We start from the raw sequence: 20,321 nt of genomic DNA on the forward strand, positions 1-20,321 counted from the left end.
CGCTGTTTATTCGCTTTGTCGCGGCCGGTTCGCTGCAGGCTTGCGGCGTCGCCATTGTGACGAAAGGTCATCGCTTGCGTCTTTGCGCAATCGCCGCCACCGGCGGTATTGCTCGCGCTTGTCGGGGGAAGGGTCCTCGACGCCGGTCAGCCAGAACAGGACCCAGTCCAGATTGCGCGCCGCAGATTCGATTTGCAGGTCAGGCGATCTGATATTGTGGCCGGTTTTCGGATAGACGACAAATTCAGCAGGCAGGCCGGAAAGCGCGGCCGCCTTAGGAGATTCCAGCATCGCGATCGCCTGATAGCGCACGCCGCTTTCGAACAGAATGGCGGCGCCCGCGCCGTCGAATTCGAAAACCGGCGAAGTCTCGATATAGGTTTGCGGGGAATCGTAAGGCGAGGCCCCCCAGAGCTTGTGATAGCCATTGGCGTACAGATAACCCGGGCTGAAGATATAGGTCAGGAAATTGTTTTGCGGTCCCTCGCCGAAGGAAGCCGCGACGATGTCCTTGCGCCGCGTCACGACGAGCGCGCCGAGCCAGGCGCCGTGGCTGTGCCCGGCCACCGCGAGCCGGCCGGGGTCTGCAACGCCCTTTTTAATGAGCGCGTCGATTCCGAGACTGATATCCTGCAGCGGCTGCCCGTCCGGGCGTGAGGGATTTGCAAATTCGTCGCCAAAGCTTCTGGCGCCGCGATAATTCGGAATGAAAACGCTGACGCCCTTCATCGCGAGCGCTTCCAGCGGATAAGGCCAGATTCCGCCATTGGTTGTGTAATATTGCGCGAAACTGTCGGTCATGGGCATGGACGGTCCCCCATGAACGAAGGTCAGAAGCGGCCGGGGTCGAGGATTGTCATGCGCGTCAGGCGGCTCCAGCAGCCACCCCGAGATGACAGAACCGTCCCGCCCATGCCAGCGCACCGCGCGGCTTGCGGGCATTTGTCTGGCCGAGACCGCGCCGTTAAGGCTCGTCAGCTGCCGGGGCGCCTGGCCTTTTCGCCAAAAATAGACTTCCGGCGGGCGGACAAGACTCTCGGAGACGAAGACCGCCGACCGATAATCGCCCGTGAACCGAAACCGGCTGAGATCGCCATCGGGAAAGGACCTGAAGCGCGTCGCGTCGCCGCCTTCTCCGGAGAGCGAGTACAGTTTGCGGCGCCCGTTCTTAATGGCGTTGACGAAAACACGGCCTTCGCCAGAATCGAGAATAGCCGAACCGGCGGGATAAAAATCCAGCGGCTTCCAACCGCCGCCCATCGCCGCGCGATCTCCTGTTTCGCCGCGCCGGCGCTCGAGGGGAAGCCTTCGCCATTCCTGCCGGCCGCGCCACAGGCTGTCTTGCGTCACGCGTCTGAGATAGAGGGCGTCGCCCTCGGCGGACCATTCGCCGCCGAGGAAATATCGGGCCGGCTTTTCTCCTGAAAAATACCGCGCGGCGCCGACAGTGCGGAATTCGCCTGCCGCCACGTCCAACACGCCGATGCTGGCATAGGCGTCGATGAAAGGGCGCTCCGGCAACGTGCGCGCGGCATAGGCGACAGAGAGCCTGGTCGCGTCAGGCGACCAACGCCCGGACGCCGGGTCGCCGGGAAGATCGATGCGCGCAGCGCGTTCGCCCGGGCGCGCCAGCCAGAGCGTGCGCGGCCGCTGCGTTTTTTGCGCCGAGTAGAACGGATCGATGAAGTCGTATAGCCGCGCAAATTCCGGATTGACCACGACGCCGCGATCACCTTCGTGAAGGCGTTCATATAACGTCATGCCTTTCTCGCCGGGCGCCGGCGCATCTTGCGTGATCCAGGCGAGTTCGCCGCTGTTTGAGAACGCGTACCAGACGACGGGATTGCGCGAGTTCGTAATCTGGCGCGTCTTACGAGACGGAAACGCCGTCGCGTAAAGTTGAGCGCCATGGTCGCCCGCCGCGAGATAGGCGAGTTCGCGGGTCCCCGGAATCCAGGCGAGTTGCGACGCGTTCCGGCCCTGCAGCACTTGTCTTGGCTGCGCCTCGTCGCCGGTTTCCTGAATGAATATGCGGCGCGCGAACCCGTCGCGTTCCTCCGACGCCCGTTCAGCGGCGTAAGCGACAAGAGCGCCGTCTGCGGATATCGCCAGTTCCGTGATCCGGCTTATCTTCGCATAATCGTCGAGCGCGAAGGGGGCTGGAGGCGAAGATCCGTCCGCCGCCGCGCCCGCCGCCGCGCCTGTCAGGCAGAGCGCAGCGGCGAGAATTGAAACGATACTATGCATGCCGGTCCCGACCTGGCTCAAAACCGTTTTTCGAATTCGATGGCGATGAACCGGTTCAGCGGTGACGCGTTTGTGGGATCGTATCCAAAGATCCGGAAGTCCGGCGCGCCGGCGGCGTCGGGCGGAGGCGTGTCGAACAGATTGATCGCGGAGAGGCGCAATAGCGCGCCCCTAAGGACGGGAATGCTGCTGTTTCGGCCCGCGTCATAGGCGATCGAAAAGTCCACCGTGGTCCAGGAGTCGATGGCTTGGGCGCCGGGCGTCGCGTCGACGCGGTAACCGTTCGACCGGTTGACGAAAAGATTCGTTTCAAAGCCACGATGGGCGTAGCCGGCCCGCATGCGAAGGCGCAAGGCGACCGGGTTGAAAAGCGTATCGACGCGTTCGACCACGGGTGACGACGACGCGCCCTGTTGCTGGAAATCCCTCAGATAGGAGCCGCTGACGCCGAGGCTCCATGCGCCGATAGTGGAATCGAACCGGTAGGCCGCCTCGAAGTCGACGCCCCGCGCCAGCGTCAGCGCGAGGTTTCTGGTCACCTGGACGGAACTGATGATCTCCGCGTCGAGCGGGTCCGCATCGCCCCGGAGGCGGATTGCGTCCACGCTCTCCAGGAGCATGCCGATCGCGCTTTGGGACGGGGAAAACACGACCGTTCCCGCAGGAAAAGCGTCGGGCGCGAGATAGGCGATGTTCGGCGCGTCGAAGACGCTGCGATTGCCCGGAACCGGCGTGTTGCCAAGACGGTCCTCAAATCTGACATCGAAATAGGTTCCGTTCACGCTGAAGGAATGCGGTCCCGTCTGGCGGTCGAAGTCGAGTCCCGCGGTGAAGCTGCGCGAGCGCTCCGGGGCGAGATCATTCTGTGTGCCCGAGACGTAAATCGCTGTGACGTCCGCTATTGAAGGATCGGCCGGCGTCAGGCCGAAAATGCCGTTGATATCCGAGGTTCGCGCGGCGAAGGCGGTGAAATCGACGGCGCCGACCCGGCCCAGGGGAGGCGGCTTGTAAGACCGGCCGTAAGAGCCGCGCAGTCGCAGCGACGGCGTCGGGGCCCAGAGGACGCCCAGCTTCGGCGTCGCGGTGGAGCCGAAATCGCTGTAATCTTCGAACCGCCCCGAGGCGTTGATTTCCAAACGGCGCATGCCGGGCACGGCGTTCTCCTCGCCGACGAGCGGAATGAAGATCTCGCCGAACAGCGCATGGACCGTCCGGTCCGCTTCGACGCCGGCGATGTCGGCGTCGAGATGGACGTTGGAAAAGGATTCTTCGCGGTAATGCCCGCCGACGGCCAGTTTCATATCGCCGCCCCAGATCGTCGCCAGCGCGCCCGACGCTTTTGCATCAATGGTCGAAAGCCCCGACTCGATTTTCTTCTGGCGCGGGAAATCACCTTCAACGTCGATCTTGCTGTCCGTGCTGGCGTAAGCCCCCGAAATATCCGCCGACCAGTCTCCGCCGAGCAGGACATGAGCGCCGGCCGACAGGGAGAGCGTCGAGGCCACCGGCGCGGCGCGGACGAAATAGCCCGTATCGGTGTAATTGGTGACGCTTGCGCGGCGGGCGAAGAACGCTTCGCCGTCGATTTCGACGCGCGGCGACAGCGACTGCGACCCCGCGGCGATAACCGAGTGACGCCGCTGCGACGGAAACAGATCGTTGGGCAGCGGCGCTGCGGCGGAAAAGGCCCGGTCGCCCGCGCTCAGATTGTCCCGGTCATAGAACTCATAGGCGATCATGGCGTCGCCGCCGCTCCAGTTTTGGCCGGCGGCGAGGCTCGCGCGATATTCGTCGAGATCGCCTTCGGTCACAGTTCCGTAGCGAAAGGAGGATTCGATCCCGTCGAGATCGTCGCGCAAAATGAAATTGACGACGCCGGCGACTGCGTCGCCGCCATAGATCGCGGACGCGCCGTCGCTCAGCACCTCGATGCGGCCGATCGCCGAGCCCGGTATGAGCGAAATGTCGACGAAATCCCCGAGGCCGGAAGACGGAGCCATGCGATGGCCGTTCAGGAGAACGAGCGTGCTGCCCGACCCGAGGCCCCGCAAATTAACGCTCGATCCATATGCGCCTTCGCGCCCGCTATTGGCGCCGGCGCTGAAATCATTGGGCAGGCTGCCGCCGATATCGGCATTGGATCCCCCGCCGAAATTCTGCGGCAGCGTCTGGATGAAATCCTGCGCCGTCGCCGCGCCGGTCATCTCGATGTCCTCGCGGGTGAAGGTCCGCGACGGCGACGAATCCGGCGCGACGCCGCGAATATTGGTGCCGGTGACCACGACTTCGTCGCGGTTGCGCCTCGCCGGACGGCCATTGCGCGCCGGCGAAGCGTTCCGGTCGCCGGCATCGTCATCGGTCGTTTCTATCGGTTGCTCGCCGCCGGCGAAGCCTCTCGCCCCGGCGGAGACGGGGAGCAGCGCGGCCGATGCATTCGCTGTGACGACAAAGCCGCGCGTTGCGCCGGGGCGCGCTTTCAGGGAGGCGTCGCCGAGAAGGCGCGACAGCGCCTCGGGCGCTGCGAATTCGCCCCTGACGGTTTTCGAGCGGCGCCCGGCGGTGAGCTTCGGATCGGCGAGAATGGTCTCTCCCGATTGCGCCGAGAACACGATCAACGCGTCGGCGAGCGGCTGGGCCGGGATGTCGTAACGGCGTTTTACCTGTTCGCCGTTCTGGGGCGCGTCATTGTCCGGCGCTTCGGCGTGCGCGGCGACCGGCAGCACGCCTAGCGCAAACGCCGATACGCAGACGGCGAGTCTGTTCTTGAAAGTCATGGATATCCCCTCGTTCTTTGCGCGTTTGTTTTTTTTGCACGCGCTCTTGAATGACTTGCAGCCGGTCTTCACGCCGGCTTCGTGTCATGCGCGTCTGGAGAGAGACAGGCGCGCCGGGCGAACGGGACAATAATTATTGGGGCGTCATTTGCGAGAGCGGTGCGGGTTGCGCTGCTGCGACTCGTCAGAAACGTCGAGCCTTTTGCCCGGCGGTTCCGCGCCGGGCTCGATGGTGGGCGCTCTTCGGGCAGGGCGGAAGGGCAAATGCCGTATCTGCCGGGCAATTTATGGGCGGCAAACCTGCTTTTGCATAGAACAAGAATTCATATTAAGAATAGAAACAAATACTTTGAAGCCTTCATAATAGCTGTTCCATTCCTGAGGGGGGCAAATGGAAGATCCGCTGACAAGGCTGTTTTCATTGTCGGAAGACATTGGAGGCCGGTTCAAAAACCGCAGCAAACGCATTTCGCGGGGAACTTTGTTCGTAAAACTCGCTCTCCTGGCTTTGGGCGGGCTTGCTGCGGGCGCTTCCCAGTTTTTTCTCATCCCGGAGGGCGAGGTGTTCGGAGTCTGGAACTCCGTAGGCGTGATCGGCGCTGCGCTTGTTTTTTTAGGAGCGCTCTATTTAGCCGCAACCGACGAGGATGCGTCCGACGATCTGGAAAGCGCGCGCTCGGCGATTTCCACTGCATACGAACTTTATGCGCAACTGGACGATCTGGAAATCTATTTCGATGAAATGGAGCGGGCGAAAGAACTCTATTTCGCTATGAAAACCATGGCCCAGACCCTTGAGTCGTGGTTGACGCAAGAGCGCCGGGGCACAGAGGACGAATTGGTCCAGGCGCTGGTCGAGTCGGCCGCCCGCTCATTGCGGATCGCTCTCGGCTTTCAGGTCGCCGATCATTGGACAATATGTATTTACAAGGCGACGCCGACAGATGCGGACGCCCGGACTATGTTGACCTGCGTCGGGCATGACCGGTCCGTCATGTGCGAATTGAAGGACGCCCGTCCGTGGCCGGACGGCGTCGGGATACCGGGCGTCGCCTTTGCCAGCGGACGAGAGGTGGTCATTCCTAATTTGTTCGCGCCGGGCGTCTCGGATATTTTTCATGTCAACGAGAATGTGGAGGCGCGCGAGACGGACAAATCCCGTTATTCTTCGGCGGCGGCCGTCCCCATCCTGGTCGAGCCTCATAAAACGCCCTGGGGGGTGGTGGTGGCGACCAGCAGTTGCACCGACCACTTCCACAACAACGAGAAGCCCGGCCTTCACACGATCGACGCCGTACGGGCGCTGGCCGCGATGATCGCTCTGGCTTTCAGTGCGAATTCAGCTATAAGTTGCAAAACCGGGCCCGAAAATGGCGGATCCGAGCCTAAAAAAACCCCGGAAAAGCCTTAAGTTAAGCGTACTTACAGAGTTTAACGTCTCATTGAGAAATGAGCCTTAACACCGCAGAGGCACTGTATGGTCATTGACGAGGCTGGAAAAATGCCTTTGGAGGCCGAAATCGAACGCCGGCGCAACGAGCTAATCAACAAGATCGTCGCCCGCAGCGCGTCAAAAGAAGAATACGCCGAATATGATGAGCTGACGCGTAAAATATCTGCGCTGATGCAATCTCCATTGGCGAAGCAATACAAAACGCTGAAACGAAGAATGTCGAGCTTGCGTCTCGCCGGGTGACCGGCTTGAAAGCGTGACCTCGATCCAGGGCGGCGAATGCCGCCCTTTTTTGTGTCCGCCAGAGGAGGCGAAGGGAAGCAGCGCTTCGGGCGGGCTGCGACGCGCCGGCGCGCTGTTACGGGGTCGCCGAAGGCGAGGCGCAGGCGCCGGAGATCGGCCCTGTCCGGCCTTGAATCCAAGCGCTTCAAGCGCCTTCGCGTTCCCTGATAACGATCCGGTTCGGATCGGCGCGATCGACTGTGACGCCAAGCAGGTCCTCGAGCCCGTCCAGCATCTCGCCGATATTGTCGGTCTGAAAGGCCGCCATGATCCGCGCCTCGCCAAGCGCGCGCGAGGCGATGACGATCTCGGTTTGCGAATAGCGGTTGAGATCGGCGACGACGGCTTCAAGGCTTGCGTCGCGATAGACGAGAAGCCCGTCGCGCCAGACGCCGGGCCGGCCGGCGCCGGTCGGCGCGGGCGCGCTGACGCCATCGGCGTCGGCGACCGCGACCTCGCCGGCGGCGAGCTTCTGTTCGGATGCGCCATCGATCTTATCGTTCGAGGATGGGCCCTGAAGGGAGGGAAGGGCCGGGAGGGGGAAACGCCGCGGCGCGCGGGCGACCGCCACATGGCCTTCCTCGACCGCGATCGTCACCCGGTCCGGTCCGCGATGGACGTTGAAGCGCGTGCCGGTGACGCGCACCTGCGTCTTGCCGGCGCGCACGATAAAGGGGCGGCTTTCGTCTTTCGCGATCTCGAAAAACGCTTCGCCGTCAAGCAGCGCCGCCTGGCGGGCGTCAGCCGTGAACGCAACCCGCAGGCGGCTTTCCGGCGCGAGGTCGATGACGCTGCCGTCTTTCAGCGCAATCCGGCGCGCCGCGCCGGTTTCGCTCTCATAGTCAACGCCCGCGCCGCCGAGCGCGCGCCATTGGATCACGGCCGCAATTGTCGCGAAGAGAAGGATCGAGGCGAGCGCGGCGGCCATAGCCGGCCGGGAAAGGCGAGGCCGATCGAAAGCAGGCCGGGATGGAGCGGGGCGCGAAGACGCCGATCCGGATAAGACGGGGCGAGCGAAGGCGTGCTTCAGGGACCCCAGGGAAGAAAGGGCGCTCGAAATCCATGAGCGCCGGCGCGCGTCGGCGGCGATTTCGCGCGCAGTCCGTTCGGCGAGGGAGGCCATCTCCGGGCTTGCGGCGAGGCCGGCCTTGAGCCTTTCGGCCTCTTCATAGGCGCGGGCGTTCGCCGGGGCCGCGCCGCGCCAGGCTTTGAACGCCGCGCGTTCTGTCGGGCCCGCCTCGCCGCTTGCGATCGCCATCAGCCACTCGGCGGCTTCGGTCTCGGCGCGGGACGCCGCGTCATCATCGGCGCCGGCGTCAGCGGCGCATTCGGCGTCCTGTTCAGCACCGGCGCCGGCCTCACTTCGCGCGTCTTCGCCGGCGGTGAAAGAGTCCGCGCCGGGGCCGTGTTTCAGGCGGGGGCGGGCGAGCCGGGGCTCCTTCCGGTCAGTCCTGTCGGCGCCCATGTCCGGTCTTCCTTCTGCGGGGCTTTCTCGCCCGGGTCTCGCCGGCGCGCAGCGCCTCGCGGATATCCGCCATGGCCCTGGAGACATGCTTGCGCGCGGCCGCTTCCTTGATCCCGAGCGCCTCGGCGATCTTCGGCCCCGACATCCCGTGATAGAGAAATAGCACCGCCGCATGACGGCGTTTTCTCGGCATCCTGTCAATGACCCGGGCGGCGAGCGCGGCTTCCTCGCGCGCGATCGCGCCGCGCTCCTGGACCGGCGCGGCCTCAGAGGCGCCCGCAAGGATCGGGGCGTTTTCCTCGAGGATGCGCCGCCGGCGCGCCCCGTCGCTTGCATGGCTGCTCGCCAGATTGAGCGCGATGCGGAAAAGATAGCGCTCCGGCTCGCGGATCTCCTCGGGGTTCTCGTGTTCGGCGAGTTTCAAAAAGGCGCTCTGGACGATGTCGAGGGCCGTCGCCTCGCAGCCGAGGCGCGCCGCGAGCTGGCGGGCGAGCCCCGGCGCATGGGCGCGGTAAAGCGCCTCGAGGGCCGGGAAGGGGGGCTCGGGGGCGTTTGGCGGCGCGGCGAGGAGTTTTGTGGAGGCGCTCATGGGGCGGGGCGCGAGCGCTGGAGACATAGCTGCATAGCGTCAATGCACAAATGCATTTTATGCACATGTGAGAGTTTTGTGGTGACAGCTTGCGTATGTGGCTGATTTTCGGACAAACTTGGCTAACTTCCTAAGTGCGAAACAGGGTGACCTGACGCAACAGCAGTTCGCCAGAAAGATTGGCGTTCATCAGTCTTCTCTTAATAGGCTTCTGCTTGGCGAGCAGAATGTTATGATCGATACGCTCCAGCGCATTTGCAAACGCTTGAAATGCACCGCAGGTGAACTGTTGGACGACTGAATCAGCCAACCCGCCCCCTTTAACCTCAGCAAATCCCCAACCGTGGTAAACTTCTCGCATGTGCATATTATGCATATGTGAGTAATCGTCAATGTCACCATGTATAGGTGGCTGGTTTTCGAGAAAATCTTGCAGAGAATATTCGCAAGAGGCGTGGCAACCTCACGCAAGAGGCTTTCGCTAAGAGGATCGGAATCGATCAGTCCTCGGTGAATCGGATCGAGCAGGGCGAGCAGAATGTCACGATCGACACCTTGGAGCTTCTTTGCAAACGGCTGAAGTGCAAAGCCGGCGAACTCTTGGATTGCTAAGCTTTCTCGAATTTATAGTGCATCTTTGGGCGGCCGCCGCTGGCGCGGCGCCGGGCTCTAGGCGGGCGGCTTGAGGCTCGCCCGCCCGAAGCCGGCGGGCCGTTTTTCGTCCCCCCGTCTTCGCCTTCCGGTAACGATCCCTGCCGCGGAGGAACGTGTTCTTGAAGGACAATGGAGTATCTCCCATTCGGTTCCCACTAAATGGCGATACCCAGCGTGAGGGGCGTCGGCTATGCGCGCAAAAGCGGACATTCCTTTGGCGCGCCGTTTGCGGCCAGGCGTGAAACGGATCAGCGCACTTGCAACGCTCGGCCCCGTTATGGTCCGGGCACGCGGTTGCATGACCTCCGGCGGACACTCCCTTTCCGGCTTTCCGGCGCGTTTTAACTGTTCAAATTAAGCTGCAACAGCAGCCCGGAAAACCGCGCATCGTCGCGGATCAGATCATAAAGAGGGTTGATCTTGAGAAAGATCACGCCTCTCGCCCTGTCTTCGACGCCTTTTTCCAGCCATACAAATGCTTCGTCATGTTCGCCGAGATTTGCATAAATCTGAGCAATCAGCGGGGCCGGCACATAAATTTCAGCTTTGAGAAGTTCATCAAGTATCGCATGCGCTTCAGTCTCGCGTCCGGCCTGCGCCATGGCGACCGCGAGATCGGATTTAGCGACAGGCGTACCGTCCATCAGGCGCGCCGCGTTTAAAAAGGATTCGATTGCCTCATCGGTTTGCCCCAGCAGAAGCTGGGCGCGCCCGAGCACTCTGTATCCGTCGGCGAAGGCGGGGTCTTCCGACAGTACAGCGCTGGCCTCCCGCATGGCGTCGTCATAGCGCCGCGCATTGAAATACGCCCAGGCCAGATTGTTCCGAATTCCAATATCGCTATTGATTCCGATATCGCCCGCGCCGTCTTGCAGTAATATTTTCAAGATTCGGATCGCGACGTCGTGATTGCCCACAATAGAGTTGGTTAGTGCATAACCGAGCGGCGGCGTTCCAGAGAGCTCAAAAGCGCGTTCATAGGCTGCGAGCGCGCCGGGCCAGTCCCTATCGTTCCAGGCCAGAACGTCGCCATAAACCGACAATGCCGAGGCGCGAGTCACCGGATTGGTCGCCGACACGCCGTATACAAGCGATGCTTTTACTTTGGGGATAGCCTCTGCAGGCGTCATCCAGCCATAATGCGTGCCGGCGAAATAATACGCCCTGCCCATAGCAAGCCGGGCTTCGGCGAATTCAGGATCAAGTGCGACCGCCCGTTGAAAAAAGTCTATGGAACGCCTGTTTCCCTCAGGCGTCCATTTACGCAGTTCATGTTTGCCTATGAGATATTGCTCATAGGCCTCGAAATTTTCTGTCGGCAGTGTAGTCAGATAGTTGCGCTCCGTTTCACTGATCTTGTCGACAAGAGCGCCGGCGATATTGACGGCGATGTCCTGTTGAATCGCCAATATGTCGTCGGCGTCCCGGTCATAAGTCGACGACCATAAATGCGCGCCGCTCGAAGCGGAAATAAGCTGGGCGGTAACGCGCAACCTGTCGCCTTCGCGGCGGACGCTGCCTTCAAGTACATTCGCGACGCGCAGGCGCTGCGCGATTTCCGTTACCGAAGCCTTGCTGTCGCGGTACTGAAAAGAATCCGTGCGCGACGCCACGCTTAGCGAATCGATTTGCGAAAGCGCATGCAGAATTTCCTCGGCCAGCCCGTCCGAAAAATAGACGTTGTCCGGCTCGGCGCTCATATTGACGAAAGGCAGGACGGCGATAGTGTTCGGGTCCAGCTCTGCGGAATTATCCGCATTCGCCGTCTCGTTGGTCGGCTGGCGCTGAAAGAAAGCGATCGCGCCGGCCGCCGTAACAAGCACGGCCAGGATTGAGGCCAGAACCGCACCGCGCCAGCGACCTGCAAGAGCGCGGACCTTCAGAGATTGCGCCGGCTCGATGTTGCGCTCGGCGGCTGGCGGCGTAGCGGTGGCGCCAGCCCTTGTCTCAGCCTCTGGCTCAACCGGCGCGCAGAGCCGGTATCCCTGTTTCGGGATCGTCTGAATCAGCCGGCGATCCGCGTTCGTGTCCTCGAGTGCGCGCCGCAGGAGCGATATGGCGTTATTGAGGGATTGATCCGCGCCGGGCGCGCCGTTCCATACCCTATCGATCAGTTCCTGGCGGCGAACTGTCCCGCCCTGCCGCTGTGCAAGCGCGATCAGCACGGCCATGACTCGCGGCTCTACCTCGACGGTGGAATTCGCCGAAACGATGATTTGCGCGGCGGGATCGACCCTGCGGCCGGCAAGTACAAAGGGCTGACCCAGCTCCGGTTCCCATATGCGGACGTTTGACATGGCTTCACTCGTCTCGAACCGGCTGGTCCGGTCGCGCCGCTAACGCATGCGAAACCGCCAGCCGAAAGCGTCTTGCCGGCGACGCCGGCCCGTCAGCCTTGCAAATGATATTTATGCGCCAGCAAAGAAATAAATCAACGCATGCCAGCGTGATTGCTGGAATCCGCCTTCAGCTTTTCTTAAGCTTTCTTCCGCTTAAATTATGTTTTCTTTCAATACATTACACCCTTGTCTCCATAAGCTCCGAACATGAATGGCGGCGGTCGACGTCCCTGGCGGGCGCGCCGGGGCGGGTGATCTCGCGCTTCATTTGACGCGCTGCGCAGGAAGCGGGTCGCCTGCGGGTCCTGCGGAGGCCAGGAAGGGAGCAAGGGCGTTATGTTGCGTGAAAATCGAGTTCTCGCGGCGGCGGCTTTGTCATCATTGCCGTTTGCGGTTTCGGCGCCGGCTATGGCCGGACCGATTATACTTGAAGCCACGCCGGTTTTTGACGGGTCGTTCTTCGAATTCGAGGCGCATATCGCCGACGTCGATGTTGAGGCTGATGGCGCCGATATCGCGGCTGTTCGATTGGGCAGGGATGGCGGCGGCGATTATGTCGTCTTCGAGGTCGTGTCCGACGTTGCATTTGCGCTGGGTCAGGGGCCGCTCGGAGGAGCGCACATCGAGCTTTTGACGGACGAACGAAGCGCAATTGCGATGGGACGGTTTTCGGAGGACCAGGACGGCAGTCTTCTCCCGGAGGGCAACCTATTCGTAACCAACCTGGCGAATGCCGACGCCGGGTCGCCGGATGCCGCCGGCGATTTCATCGTCTACGCCGCCAACAGCGCCATTCCGCCCGGAGAGCCCGGCGGCGACGCCGACGAGGTCTGGCTGCGCAACCTTCGCACCGGAGAGCACGTTCTCTTACGCGAAGCGGCTGCCGGCGACGTCAGCGATGTGCGCATCGCCGACGACTGGATCGTCTGGAACGAGGGGGATGTGACACTCGCCCTCAATGTCGCCAGCATCGGAACGGGAACGCCGCCGACCACCGTGCGCGGGCCGGTTCCGGTGACGGACGATGCCGAGATTGACAGCCGGTTCATCGTCTGGACCGAGCAACTTTCCGAATTCGGCTTCGATGCGGAAACCCGCGCGCAGGAAATCGGCGGCTCGTCCTTCTTCGTCACGCCGGACGGTCTGGATGACGGTTTCGACGAGATCGACCCCGCTACCTGGGGCGATCTCATTGCTTTCGGCCTGGTCGATAGGGCGACCGGTTTGGGCGACATCGTTCTCGCAGATATTCTGGCCGACACGACCGAGATTTTCGATCTCGATCTTGGTGGGCTTTCCTCGCTCGCCCTCACCGGCGAGTTCTTGACCTTCAATGCGCTCGATGGCGGCGGGATTTCACAGGCTTTCCTGCTTAGGATCGCCGACGGCGCGCTTTTGCAGCTCACCGACGGGCCGGAAGGCGGCGGCGTGGCGGACGTGTTCGGCGATCTCGTCGCTTATATTTCGGGCCGGCAGCTGTTCGTCGCCAAAATCGGCGAGGACGTCGCAGAAGTTCCGCTTCCGCCGGCCTTCGCAGCCTTCGGCCTTGGCTTTGCCGGTTTTGCGGGACTGAGACGACGGCGACAAAGGAATGGCTCGCCCGGATCGCCAACAGCAAAAGGATAGAATAGATGATCGTGAGACTGATGATATTGCCGCTCGTCGCCGTGTTGTCGACCGGCTGTGCGACGGGGCGGGCGATATCCGCGAAATCCTTCGATGATGTCGGGGGAATCAACGCCTGCGTCGGCGGAACGGCTTTAACCAGAATGATTGGAGGCGTTGACCGGACAATCGCCATTCCGGGCGGTGGTTTTATCGAAATCCACGATGTGCTCGTGAAACCGCAGGGCGCAGGGATCGGCGTAGCGCTCACTTCTCTCGCCACATTGGGCGCGTGGGATCTTGCAGAATCTGCGGCGTCCGCCGGAAGCGATTGCGATAAACGCTCAAAGCGATCCGGTAGCGGAGGAATGTTCAAATGCGATTTCAAGAAGCTGCGGTTTTTCCTTCATTACGCTGATGCGAGCGCCGATCAAATGGCGTGCTGGGAGATGAAGGAAGTCTGGGTGGGCGATTCATTTAACACAATGGGAGATGATTCAAAATGCCCGATCGAATACAAGAACGCATTATCGCAGATCATCGACACGGCGGATTTTCCTACTGCAATCCACTCATGGACAACTGGCGCGCCCGCCGACGCACAGCGAGCGTTTCAGGCGCAGGCCGATGTATTGTCCGTTTATGAACTGCTTAAGCTTATGACAGCGGATAATCGCGCCAATTGTCCGAAGTGACCGGTTGGTCCACCTGCCTCTCGCGAGGACCGAGGAGAACGGCATATGAAAAACACCTTGCTTGCATCCCTCATCGCGGTCGCAGCATGCGCCAGCGATCCTTTATACGATGACCCCGTTCAAGATGTGTTCCGCGAGCTTGAGAATAACCGTAATGCTAATGCGAGGACGTGCTCTTACAGATTTGACGATGTCGAGGCTGCGGCGACGACGCTCGACGAGGCGATCCGGGCGGGCGATGCAACCCGCTATGCTCCGGACCTGGATAGGCTGAAGAGGGCGTGCGACGGATTCTACAGCGTTGATCTTTTTCCCGATTCTTTCCCTCGCCCCCGCTCTACTTTCATCAAAGGGAGTTGCGCCAAAGCTTTGATGAAAGCCGGAGACCCGACGATCGGCCGGCAAATGGTCGAAAGAGCGAACGCATTATGCGAGGCCGCTCGCGGCCTGCCCGCAAACATGCCCGATCAACCTGGCGGATATGAACAATAACAGAAAAGCGAAGAAGTTTTTTAACGGCCGGGGACCGTCGGGCCGCGCCCATGAGTATCAGAAATGAGAAATTGGCGCGTTTCGCCACATGGAGGAAATCGAAATGAATAGAGCGGCCTTGAAACGAACAGGGAGCAGATCGGGACGTATTGGCCTATTGACCATTTTCCTGACGGCAAGCGCAGCTTTGGCGGTTTCCGCCGCGGCGAACGGGATGAAAAGCGGATGGACGCAAGACGATATCGCCGCGCTGTTCCCCGCGCCGCTTGAGGGGTGGAAAGCCGAAGGCGCCGCCGTGGAAGAACGCGACACGATCACAAGCGGGTTTGAATCCTTTGCGCTTGCCCCTCTGGCCGAAACCGCGGCCGTCGGCGTCACTGTCCGGTTAAGGGTGACGCAAGCATACCGTTCCGGGGACAGGGCGATCGCTATTACAATCGACACGGAAGATATAGAAACGGCCGCGATGGTCGACGCCGTCGACGCCGTCGCAAGCGCCGAAGGCAGCGGACCCGAAGAACTCGTCGCCTTGGGAGAAGAACTACTCGCTGCGGGCGTATCGCCGATATCGCATGGAGGTCATCCTGGCGTTTCGGCCGAAGCCGACGGCGAAGCCGGCCGCGCGTTCAAGATCGGGTCGGCCGGCGCGGTCTCACTGGAATGCGCTTATCCCGATTGCGGCGGCGACCTCGACGCCATGATCGAAGATCTCGATTTTTCCGCTATCGCGGAGTTCGCCGCCTTCGATCATCGGCGGTGAACAGCATGGCAAGGGGAGGTAGATCAATGGAACGCTTACCGGTTATCACCATCGCAGCATGCGCCGCGGCGCTTTCCGGCTGCGCCGGCGTCGATTGCATGTCTGTGCCGTCATACCGCATAGGCAACATTCAGTATTATGAGGAGATCGATTCATCCGGCTGCGCCGCGTATCAGGCGGAAAGAGAGACGTACGCCTACGGCAAAGAGCGGGCCGAACGACAGGCCAGGAACGGGTCTTCCTATGACAAATACAGCCTCGGGGAAAAATACGAGACCGGCGGAACGGTCTCTATCAAAGATGTGGACACCGGCGCCTGGCGCGGCGAAAGCGTCGCCCTGCAAAAGAGCCGCCGGCAAGCGATCTACTGGTACAAAGAGGCGGTGAAACAAGGCGGATCCGGCGCCGGCAAGGCGCGCGAGGCGCTGATCCGCCTCGGTAAGACGCCGCCTGAAACCCCGGCGGAAACGCTCGCTACGCAGGGCTATGACGCGCATAAAAGGGGCGACGACGCGCAAGCGGCGCGCCTGTGGCGGCAAGCGGCGGAAAAAGGAAACGCGGCCGCGCAATATAATCTTGGCTGGGCGTATGAGAACGGCCGCGGCGTTGAGCAGAACGGTGTTGAGGCCGCTCGCTGGTATCGTCAGGCAGCGGAACAGGGTCATTCGTCAGCGCAATATAGTCTTGGCGTGATGCGCCTCGCCGGGCGTGCGGTTTCGCAGGACAGCGGGGAGGCTGCGCGACTGTTCCGGTTGGCGGCGGAGCAGGGCCACGCCTCCGCTCAAAAAAATCTCGGCTTGATGTATAAGAACGGCGATGGCGTCGGGCAAAACGATGTCGCGGCCGTGCAATGGTTTCGCCGGGCGGCCGAGCAGGACCATGGATCCGCGCAGTTTTCGCTTGGTCTGATGTACGAGGAAGGGCGCGGCGTCGAACGCAATCTCGACCAAGCGGCCCGTTGGTATCGCAAGGCGGCGGCGAGCGGAAACGAAGACGCGCAGAGGGCGCTGGCGCTCCTGCGGGCCTCGGTGTTTCGTCCTGAGTGATGGCGCTGCAAAGGGAGAATTCGTTTTGACTTTTCTTTCGCTTTTCGTCGCGCCGATTATCGCCGGCGCACAAAACGGCCCGGCCGCGAGCGCATGCCAAGCCGGCGCAAGCGGCCGCCGGATTTGGGGATTGGGCGGCAAGCTTGTTTTCGCCCTTTTGACCGCCGCCGGCATTGCGGCAGCGCCGCCGCCGGCGTTTGCTGCGTCCGCCTGGGAGGCATGCAGCGACGGGCGAGACGTCAAAAATGATTCCTGGGAAAAGAAGATCGAGGCGTGCCAAAAGGTTATCCGCAGGGAATCCGATCCCGAACGTCTCGCCGTGGCGCATTTTTACATCGCGGAAAATCTTGGCCACGCTTACTACGCTTTCAGAATAACCGGCAAAGCTGATCCGTGCAATTTCGATAAGGAGAATTTCAGCTACCAAGACGAACGGATTATGCAATCGGGAATATGTTATGGCCCTGAGTTGGCGCCAGCGAACCGAAAATTTGATTACACGCTTTCATACAATGTGCAACGCATCGCCGAGCCGACGACGACCGACCATGACGCAGTTCTGGCTGAATATGACAAGGCGTTCTCAAATAGTCCCGGAAATGAAAGAATAAAAAAAGCGCGGGCGAACTTTGTCAGCCTCATCCAAGACCGTAATGACGCTATTGTCGCGTCCCTGAATAATGCCGGGCGCGAGGAATTCCGGAATCAGATTGCGCGCGAGGATTTCAACACCGTTGCCAAACAAGCCGAAGGAAATTTTCGGGACGGCGATTTAAAAAATGCGAAAATTGACCTCGACAGGCTTATCGCCGATCCGCTTTTCGCCGGCCAGCAAGCGACGTTTCGTCAAAACGCCCATTTGATGCGGGGCATGGCCCGCCTGCAGCTGAACGATCCGTCCGGCGCGCTCGCCGATCTTACCAAATCGATCGAGATCAATCCGGAATGGAACGGGTATTTTCAGCGTGGTCTTGCCTATGCGGCGCTCGGCGAGCCGGAGCAGGCAGCCGCCGATTTTACGCGTGCGCTCGAAACGGCGCCGAACGATAATGCGAAGGCGGATTTGCTCTATCAGCGCGCGCTTGCGCGGTATGCGGCGAAAAATGCGGACGGCGCGCTGAAGGACTTCAGCGCCGCGATAGCAAAGATAGAGAACGGCGTTCTCTACGCTGCGCGCGGCAGGCTCCATCTGGACCGTCAGGACTATACAGCTGCAAAGGCCGATCTCGACCGCGCGCTGGCGCTCGGCCTGCCCGATGCGGCGCAGCGCGCGTACGCCTTTGAGTTGCGCGGCCAGGCTTCGGCCTATCTTCAGGACTATGACGGCGCCATTGCGGATTATACGCGCATCATCGATATGTCCGCCGCGCCCGCGGCCCGCAGGCTCGACGCGCGCCTGTCGCGCGCGATGCTTCATCATATGCGCCGCGACGGCGCTGAGGCTATGACCGATTACGACGCTTTTTTCGCACGAATGGACGAGGCGAGCGAGCAGGCGCGCAGGAAAGCGAACGCCATCATAGACGGGCTCAAGCGCGGCGGTCTTTATAACGGCGAAGGCGACGCCTATGACGAAGCGCTGCGCGCCGCGCTGATGCAGTGCGTCGCCATGCCGTCCTGTGGCTTTTGACGCATGGCGTGAGAGGGAAATCGATCATGACAGCGGACTCGAACTTTTCCGCAGCCCGGACTTTTATGTCCGCCCTTGGGATAGCGCTGATTGCAGGGTGCGGTGGCCCGGAATATCAAACGTCGTTCGAAGTCACGGCCCGTCCCGGCGCGGCGCTCGTCGTGCCGTTCAAGCAGCCAGTCAAAGGCGCGCCCAAACGCGCTTTGGGTGCTATTGAGGCAAGCCCATTGATTAGTCCCAGTCCGTTGCCGCAGGGCGCTGAGCTGTTGGATTCGAGCCTTTACTTATTCCGCAGCGGCGATGTCGGCGGAGACATATTGATTTACGTGCCGGAAACAGCGTCCGGCGCATTCACATTCTCCTTGGCCGCCTCCGGCGACGGACGCGGGCAAAGCGCGAGTTCGGTGTTTTTCAAGACTGAAACAACCGAGGTGACTGTAAAAATCGAGGGTGCGCCAGTTGAAAACATACCGCCGCCAAAGCTTGTCGGCGCGTGGACGCGTGACGATGAGGTCTGGACGATTGAAGGCGGGCACATCCCGTCATTGCGCATTCGTTATGCTTCGGGCGAGGAGAAGGTCATGCGCTATGCGACCTATCCGGACGGGGCCGGGCGATGGTTTCTCGTCGACTATGATCCGGCGGGCGCGACCTATTGGGCGAGCCTTGAGAGCGATGCGCTTTTACTGGCGCATCCCGATGTTCAGTTCGTGCCGTTCGCAACGCTTGCGCGGCAATAGGAAGTGCTGCACGCGGACATGGGCTTTTTGCGCCTGATCAGTTCATGAGAAACGCACCGGTGAGGGCCGCTGCGCCGCGAAATTCCGTTCATATCACGCCTGCCGAATCCTGAACAGTATCGCCTTATTCCGGTTTGCGGCGTAGAGCGGCCGCCTGTTTTTCCTGCCGGATGTCCGCTTCTCTAATCGGCGGGTCCAGTCAAGCTCCAAATTTAGTTTTCCGCGGTTTCGTATTCACTTGGGTCACGCTTCTCTCCGCAGTCTGTTCGCTTCGTAAGATGAAAAGCGGCTGCATGCATGTGCCGGATTGGTTTGTGGAGAGCCTCGCTTTGAGTCGCGCTTATTATAAGGCGCAGCAGACATAATCGGCTTCATCCACCAACCTCGTCCAAGTGAGGACGATCCCGATGGAACGGGGTGAGGTTTTAGATCATGCAGTTACCTCCGTAGCGTTCCATCGGAAGTCTGTCCCGGCAACCCACATGCGATGCAGGATGACCGCGAGTTTGCGGGCAAGCGCGACGGTTGCTCTACGTCGACCTTTGCTACGCATCAATTTCATAGCCCATGACTTGAGCCTCGATGGATTGCGTGACCGTGTCAGCAGTGAGTTTGCCGCCGAATAAAGATTAGCTCGAACGCCTTCATCTCCCGCGCGGGATATTCGGCCATGATTGTCCATCTCGCCGGATTGAAAGCGTCTTGGCGTAAGCCCGAAGTGTGCGCCAACATTGCGGGAGGATTTAAACCGCGTCGGGTCATCGATAGCCGCCTTAAAGCTCAGCGCCGTAATTTCGCCAACGCCCGGCGCCGTCATGAGACGGGTGCAAACGGGGTCTTTTCGTGCGTACGTCTTTACTCGTCGATCCAGTTCCACAAAGATGACCAGCAATGTTTCATGAGCATCAAGCACCGGCAACAACGCATGTGACAAGCCTTCGTCAGCTTCGATGATGGGCCGCACCTGCTTGGCGAAGTTGTACCGCTTTATCGCCTTCGGCAATCGAATGCCGAAGGCCTTGAACAGACCACGGATTTCGTTTTCCAGATCCAGGCATTTGCGAAGGATTGTTTTTCTGCTGGTGAGAAGCGCTCGTTCACAATGGCTGGAACGGCTTTTCATGTGAACCGGATTGTACCAGCCGGACCGGACGACTTGCGCAATGCCGCGCGCATCATTTTTGTCAGTCTTGTTACGCATGGCGGACAGAGCGGCGCTCACCTGGCGCGCCTCCATGCAAACAACTTCAAAACCCTCAGCGACCAGCCCGTGGAATAGATGCTGGCTCATTGTGCCGGCTTCAAAACCAATCATTTCGACGGGCTTGCCAAAATCACGAATGCAATCAGCGACGTCTTTAATTTCGCATGGCAACGCTCGTTCGAGAGCAATCTTGCCGTCGGCGTCAATGACGCAAAGCGCCAGTGAACGCAGCGCAACATCCAATCCAACGTAGTATTTCATCTTCATCTCCCATCTTGCAGGTCAAAAACTGACCTTGCCACAGGAGCCTGACCGCTGGGCGCCAAGCCCGATTACTCATGCTTTG

At 60.9% G+C, this 20,321-nt stretch carries 17 protein-coding genes; 11 read left to right on the plus strand and 6 right to left on the minus strand.

Annotation, left to right across the window (positions count from 1 at the left end):
- Nucleotides 1-6: 6 nt before the first annotated feature.
- Nucleotides 7-2,247, minus strand: coding sequence for a S9 family peptidase (locus CW354_RS14200; protein ID WP_133162318.1), 2,241 nt, complete (start codon nucleotides 2,245-2,247; stop codon nucleotides 7-9).
- 17 nt (nucleotides 2,248-2,264) lie between these two features.
- Nucleotides 2,265-5,021, minus strand: a complete 2,757-nt coding sequence (locus tag CW354_RS14205; protein WP_104830747.1) for a TonB-dependent receptor — start codon at nucleotides 5,019-5,021, stop codon at nucleotides 2,265-2,267.
- A 391-nt stretch (nucleotides 5,022-5,412) separates the two neighbouring features.
- Between CW354_RS14205 and CW354_RS14210 the strand changes: the two genes are divergently transcribed.
- A complete protein-coding gene (locus tag CW354_RS14210; protein ID WP_104830748.1) occupies nucleotides 5,413-6,432 on the plus strand; it encodes a GAF domain-containing protein in 1,020 nt (339 codons plus the stop codon).
- Nucleotides 6,433-6,498: 66 nt separating this feature from the next.
- Nucleotides 6,499-6,717, plus strand: coding sequence for a hypothetical protein (locus CW354_RS14215; protein ID WP_104830749.1), 219 nt, complete (start codon nucleotides 6,499-6,501; stop codon nucleotides 6,715-6,717).
- Nucleotides 6,718-6,901: 184 nt separating this feature from the next.
- Here the strand turns inward: CW354_RS14215 and CW354_RS14220 are convergent, their stop codons facing one another.
- Together CW354_RS14220 and CW354_RS14225 are read right to left on the minus strand one after the other, a co-directional pair.
- Nucleotides 6,902-8,221, minus strand: coding sequence for a FecR family protein (locus tag CW354_RS14220; RefSeq protein ID WP_165793728.1), 1,320 nt, complete (start codon nucleotides 8,219-8,221; stop codon nucleotides 6,902-6,904).
- Entirely contained in the window at nucleotides 8,202-8,810 is a 609-nt protein-coding gene (locus CW354_RS14225) for an RNA polymerase sigma factor (RefSeq protein WP_165793729.1), read from the minus strand. The genes CW354_RS14220 and CW354_RS14225 overlap by 20 nt, the downstream gene beginning before the upstream one ends.
- Before the next feature lie 97 nt (nucleotides 8,811-8,907).
- Between CW354_RS14225 and CW354_RS24100 the strand changes: the two genes are divergently transcribed.
- Nucleotides 8,908-9,111 (plus strand): helix-turn-helix domain-containing protein, encoded by a 204-nt coding sequence (locus CW354_RS24100; RefSeq protein ID WP_104830752.1) that lies wholly within the window; start codon nucleotides 8,908-8,910, stop codon nucleotides 9,109-9,111.
- Between the two features lie 107 nt (nucleotides 9,112-9,218).
- Nucleotides 9,219-9,422: a helix-turn-helix domain-containing protein gene (locus tag CW354_RS24105; RefSeq protein WP_104830753.1), complete on the plus strand. Its 204-nt coding sequence runs from the start codon at nucleotides 9,219-9,221 to the stop codon at nucleotides 9,420-9,422.
- Between the two features lie 383 nt (nucleotides 9,423-9,805).
- Here CW354_RS24105 and CW354_RS14240 read toward each other — a convergent pair whose 3' ends face one another.
- Nucleotides 9,806-11,761 (minus strand): winged helix-turn-helix domain-containing protein, encoded by a 1,956-nt coding sequence (locus CW354_RS14240; RefSeq protein WP_104830754.1) that lies wholly within the window; start codon nucleotides 11,759-11,761, stop codon nucleotides 9,806-9,808.
- A 450-nt stretch (nucleotides 11,762-12,211) separates the two neighbouring features.
- Between CW354_RS14240 and CW354_RS14250 the strand changes: the two genes are divergently transcribed.
- From CW354_RS14250 to CW354_RS14280, 7 genes are all read left to right on the plus strand, one after another.
- Entirely contained in the window at nucleotides 12,212-13,429 is a 1,218-nt protein-coding gene (locus CW354_RS14250; protein WP_133162319.1) for a hypothetical protein, read from the plus strand.
- A 5-nt stretch (nucleotides 13,430-13,434) separates the two neighbouring features.
- Nucleotides 13,435-14,103 (plus strand): hypothetical protein, encoded by a 669-nt coding sequence (locus CW354_RS14255; protein ID WP_104830757.1) that lies wholly within the window; start codon nucleotides 13,435-13,437, stop codon nucleotides 14,101-14,103.
- A 45-nt stretch (nucleotides 14,104-14,148) separates the two neighbouring features.
- On the plus strand, nucleotides 14,149-14,595 hold the full coding sequence (locus CW354_RS14260; protein WP_104830758.1) for a hypothetical protein: 447 nt from the start codon (nucleotides 14,149-14,151) through the stop codon (nucleotides 14,593-14,595).
- Nucleotides 14,596-14,809: 214 nt separating this feature from the next.
- Nucleotides 14,810-15,355, plus strand: a complete 546-nt coding sequence (locus CW354_RS23115; protein ID WP_133162320.1) for a hypothetical protein — start codon at nucleotides 14,810-14,812, stop codon at nucleotides 15,353-15,355.
- 26 nt (nucleotides 15,356-15,381) lie between these two features.
- On the plus strand, nucleotides 15,382-16,401 hold the full coding sequence (locus tag CW354_RS14270) for a tetratricopeptide repeat protein (protein ID WP_165793730.1): 1,020 nt from the start codon (nucleotides 15,382-15,384) through the stop codon (nucleotides 16,399-16,401).
- A gap of 25 nt (nucleotides 16,402-16,426) precedes the next feature.
- Entirely contained in the window at nucleotides 16,427-18,031 is a 1,605-nt protein-coding gene (locus tag CW354_RS14275; RefSeq protein WP_104830761.1) for a tetratricopeptide repeat protein, read from the plus strand.
- 266 nt (nucleotides 18,032-18,297) lie between these two features.
- The gene (locus CW354_RS14280) at nucleotides 18,298-18,771 is read left to right on the plus strand and encodes a hypothetical protein (protein WP_133162321.1); all 474 of its coding nucleotides are present in this window, start codon (nucleotides 18,298-18,300) and stop codon (nucleotides 18,769-18,771) included.
- Nucleotides 18,772-19,201: 430 nt separating this feature from the next.
- On the opposite strand, the gene CW354_RS14285 is transcribed toward CW354_RS14280, so the two are convergent.
- Complete coding sequence (locus CW354_RS14285) at nucleotides 19,202-20,236, minus strand: IS110 family RNA-guided transposase (RefSeq protein ID WP_104828498.1); 1,035 nt, start codon at nucleotides 20,234-20,236, stop codon at nucleotides 19,202-19,204.
- Between the last annotated feature and the right edge of the window lie 85 nt (nucleotides 20,237-20,321).

The sequence above is a fragment of the Hyphococcus luteus genome, from assembly GCF_002943565.1.
In the GTDB taxonomy this organism is placed as follows: domain Bacteria; phylum Pseudomonadota; class Alphaproteobacteria; order Caulobacterales; family Parvularculaceae; genus Hyphococcus; species Hyphococcus luteus.

Coding starts and splice junctions, on each gene's coding strand:
- CW354_RS14250 (WP_133162319.1), top strand. CDS start 12,212: ATGGCCGGACCGATTATACTTGAAGCCACGCCGGTTTTTGACGGGTCG.
- CW354_RS14215 (WP_104830749.1), top strand. CDS start 6,499: ATGGTCATTGACGAGGCTGGAAAAATGCCTTTGGAGGCCGAAATCGAA.
- CW354_RS14255 (WP_104830757.1), top strand. CDS start 13,435: ATGATCGTGAGACTGATGATATTGCCGCTCGTCGCCGTGTTGTCGACC.
- CW354_RS14260 (WP_104830758.1), top strand. CDS start 14,149: ATGAAAAACACCTTGCTTGCATCCCTCATCGCGGTCGCAGCATGCGCC.
- CW354_RS14205 (WP_104830747.1), bottom strand. CDS start 5,021: ATGACTTTCAAGAACAGACTCGCCGTCTGCGTATCGGCGTTTGCGCTA.
- CW354_RS14210 (WP_104830748.1), top strand. CDS start 5,413: ATGGAAGATCCGCTGACAAGGCTGTTTTCATTGTCGGAAGACATTGGA.
- CW354_RS14270 (WP_165793730.1), top strand. CDS start 15,382: ATGGAACGCTTACCGGTTATCACCATCGCAGCATGCGCCGCGGCGCTT.
- CW354_RS23115 (WP_133162320.1), top strand. CDS start 14,810: ATGAAAAGCGGATGGACGCAAGACGATATCGCCGCGCTGTTCCCCGCG.
- CW354_RS14225 (WP_165793729.1), bottom strand. CDS start 8,810: ATGAGCGCCTCCACAAAACTCCTCGCCGCGCCGCCAAACGCCCCCGAG.
- CW354_RS14240 (WP_104830754.1), bottom strand. CDS start 11,761: ATGTCAAACGTCCGCATATGGGAACCGGAGCTGGGTCAGCCCTTTGTA.
- CW354_RS14200 (WP_133162318.1), bottom strand. CDS start 2,247: ATGCATAGTATCGTTTCAATTCTCGCCGCTGCGCTCTGCCTGACAGGC.
- CW354_RS14285 (WP_104828498.1), bottom strand. CDS start 20,236: ATGAAATACTACGTTGGATTGGATGTTGCGCTGCGTTCACTGGCGCTT.
- CW354_RS14220 (WP_165793728.1), bottom strand. CDS start 8,221: ATGGGCGCCGACAGGACTGACCGGAAGGAGCCCCGGCTCGCCCGCCCC.